Source organism: Streptomyces sp. NPDC059456, from assembly GCF_042750055.1.
Classification (GTDB): domain Bacteria; phylum Actinomycetota; class Actinomycetes; order Streptomycetales; family Streptomycetaceae; genus Streptomyces.
Genome location: NZ_JBHYVA010000816.1, coordinates 1 through 3,413 on the forward strand (window position 1 = coordinate 1; position 3,413 = coordinate 3,413).

1 protein-coding gene and 1 pseudogene are annotated in these 3,413 nt (G+C 72.6%); both read left to right on the forward strand.

Annotation, left to right across the window (positions count from 1 at the left end; genetic code table 11):
- Positions 1–2,414: ABC transporter permease (locus ACFXA3_RS38975; protein ID WP_385195536.1), on the forward strand; the 2,414-nt coding region annotated here is incomplete at its 5' end.
- Between the two features lie 235 nt (positions 2,415–2,649).
- A pseudogene (locus ACFXA3_RS38980) lies at positions 2,650–3,413 on the forward strand (transcription-repair coupling factor); the annotation flags it as partial.

Genomic DNA, 3,413 nt, shown 5'->3' on the forward strand with positions numbered 1-3,413 from the left:
CCGAGGACCCGGCCCCCCCCAGGGGGGCGGGGCCGGGCGGGGGGGCGCCGCGCCGAGGCAAGCCGGAGACCCACGACGCCTCCGTCGTCGAGCAGGTCAAGAAGGCCGAGGGCGTCCGCAGCGCCGAGGGCGGCGTCGTCTCGATGGCGGTCACCGTCGTCAACGCCAAGAACGAGAACATGGGTTCGTCCACCGGTGCCCCGACCATCGCGGGCAACTGGAGCGAGAACGAACTCAAGTCCATGAAGATCGCCTCCGGCAACGCCCCGCGCGGCCCGACCGAGGTGATGGTCGACGCCGACACCGCCGAGAAGCACCACCTGAAGCTCGGCGATGAGCTGCGCACCATCGCGCTGCCCGGCGACATCCGCGCCCGGATCAGCGGCATCGCGGCCTTCAAGGTGACCAACCCGGGTGCGGCCGTCGTCTACTTCGACACCGCGACCGCCCAGACGGGCCTGCTCGGCGCCCCGGGCACCTTCACGCACGTCAACGTCACCGCCAAGGACGGCGTCGGCAACGACCGGCTCAAGCAGAACATCGCCACCGCGGTCGGCAAGGACACCTACAAGCTCCAGACCGCGAAGGAGGCCGCGGACTCCAACCGCAAGGACGTCGGCTCCTTCCTCGACGTCATGAAGTACGTGATGCTCGGCTTCGCGGGGATCGCCTTCCTCGTCGGCATCTTCCTGATCTTCAACACGTTCTCGATGCTGGTCGCCCAGCGCACCCGCGAGATCGGCCTGATGCGCGCCATCGGCGCGGACCGCGGCCAGGTCAACCGCTCGATCCTGGTCGAGGCGCTGCTCCTCGGCGTCGTGGGCTCCGTCCTGGGCATCGGCGCGGGCATCGGCATCGCCGTCGGCCTGATGAAGCTCATGGGCAGCATGGGCATGCACCTGTCCACCGACGACCTGACGGTCCTGCCCGCCACCCCGGTGCTGGGCCTGGTCCTGGGCATCGTCGTCACCGTGGTCTCCGCCCTCGTCCCGGCCCTGCGGGCGGGCAAGGTCTCCCCGATGGCCGCCCTGCGCGACGCCGGCACCCCCGGCGACCGCAAGACCGGTGTCGTACGGGCCGTGCTCGGCCTGGTCCTCACCGGCGCAGGCACCGCCGCGCTGCTCCTGGCCGCGCAGGCCGACAAGGCCTCCACCGGGTCGATGTGGCTCGGCCTGGGCGTGGTCCTCACCCTGATCGGCTTCATCGTGATCGGCCCGCTGCTCGCGGGCGGCGTGGTGCGGGTGCTGGCCGCCCCGGTGCTGCGGCCCTTCGGCTCCATCGGCCGGCTGGCCGAGCGCAACGCCCTGCGCAACCCGCGCCGCACCGGCGCCACCGCCGCGGCGCTGATGATCGGCCTGGCGCTGGTCGCCTGCCTGTCGGTGGTCGGCTCCTCGATGGTGGCCTCCGCCACCGAGGAGCTCGACAAGTCGGTCGGCGCGGACTTCATCGTCGCCTCCGAGAACGGCCAGCCGGTGATGCCGCAGGCCGAGCAGGCGATGCGCGCCACCAAGGGCCTCACCCACGTCACCGCCTACCGGGGCGTCGAGGTGAAGCTGACCGCGCCGGACGGCAGCTCGGCCAAGGACGAGCTGAGCGTCACCGACCCGACGTACGCCCAGGACGTGCGGCGCAAGATGATCGCGGGCGAGCACGAGGACGCGTACGCCGCGGGCGCCATGTCCGTCGGCTCCGAGTACGCCAAGGCGCACGCGATCAAGGTCGGCGACCGGATGAAGGTGGCCTTCGCCGGCGGCAAGGAGACCGAGCTGAAGGTCGCCGCGATCACCAGCGACGACGGCAACCTCGACAAGGGCGTGAAGTACGTCAGCACGGCCACCGCCGAGGCGAACCTGCCCGCCGACCGGATGCCGCGGCCGTTCATGCTGCTGGCCAAGGCCGAGAACGGGCAGGCGGACACCGCCTACACCGCGCTCAAGAACGACATGGCGCAGTACCCGCAGTACAAGGTGCGCAACCAGACCGACTACAAGGAAGCGCTCAAGGACCAGGTCGGCTCGCTGCTGAACATGGTCTACGGGCTCCTCGCCCTCGCGATCATCGTGGCGGTCCTGGGCGTCGTGAACACCCTGGCCCTCTCGGTGGTCGAGCGGACCCGCGAGATCGGCCTGATGCGCGCCATCGGCCTCTCCCGCCGCCAGCTGCGCCGCATGATCCGCCTGGAGTCGGTGGTGATCGCCCTCTTCGGCGCGCTGCTGGGCCTCGGGCTGGGCATGGGCTGGGGCGCCACCGCCCAGCAGCTGCTCGCCCTCCAGGGCATGAAGGTCCTGGAGATCCCGTGGCCGACGATCATCGGGGTCTTCGCCGGGTCGGCCCTGGTGGGCCTGTTCGCCGCACTGGTCCCGGCCTTCCGGGCGGGGCGGATGAACGTACTGAACGCGATCGCGAGCGAGTAGGACGCAGCGCGGTCGTCACGGGGGAACCACGGGGGAAACACGGGGGAAGGTCCGGCCCCGGTCCGCTCTTCGGAGCGGGCCGGGGCCGGTGCCGTTCCCGCGCCGTACGGTCCCCGCGGGGCGGGTCCGATACCGCGAGCGGGCGACCCCGGCGCGTCGTAGGGTGGGAACCCCCGGCCCGTGCGACGTGTCGGGTCCTTCGCGTTGCCCCTCCACCGGACGGAAGCCTCCTTTCATGAGCCTGCACGGACTGCTCGACGCCGTCACCCGGGACCCGGCCCTCGCCGAGGCGGTCACCGCGGCCGGGGACGGCAACCGGATGCACGTGGACCTCGTCGGACCGCCCGCCGCACGGCCCTTCGCCATCGCCGCCCTGGCCGCCAGGACCGGGCGGACCGTGCTCGCGGTCACCGCCACCGGCCGGGAGGCCGAGGACCTGGCCGCCGCGCTGCGGTCGTTCCTGCCGCCCGACGAGGTCGCCGAGTACCCGTCCTGGGAGACCCTTCCGCACGAGCGGCTCTCCCCGCGCAGCGACACCGTGGGCCGGCGGCTCGCCGTGCTGCGCCGCCTCGTGCACCCGCGCAAGGACGACCCGGCCGCAGGGCCCGTCTCCGTCGTCGTCGCGCCGATCCGCTCCGTGCTCCAGCCGCAGGTCAAGGGGCTCGGGGACCTGGTGCCGGTGAGCCTGCGGCACGGTGAGAGCAAGGATCTGGGGGAGGTCACCGAGGCGCTGGCCGCGGCCGCGTACGCCCGCGTCGAGCTCGTCGAGAAGCGCGGCGAGTTCGCGGTGCGCGGCGGCATCCTCGACGTGTTCCCGCCCACCGAGGAACACCCGCTGCGCGTGGAGTTCTGGGGCGACGAGGTCGAGGAGATCCGCTACTTCAAGGTCGCCGACCAGCGGTCCCTGGAGGTCGCCGAGCACGGGCTGTGGGCCCCGCCCTGCCGGGAGCTGCTGCTGACCGACGAGGTGCGGGAGCGGGCCGCGGGCCTCGCCGAGGC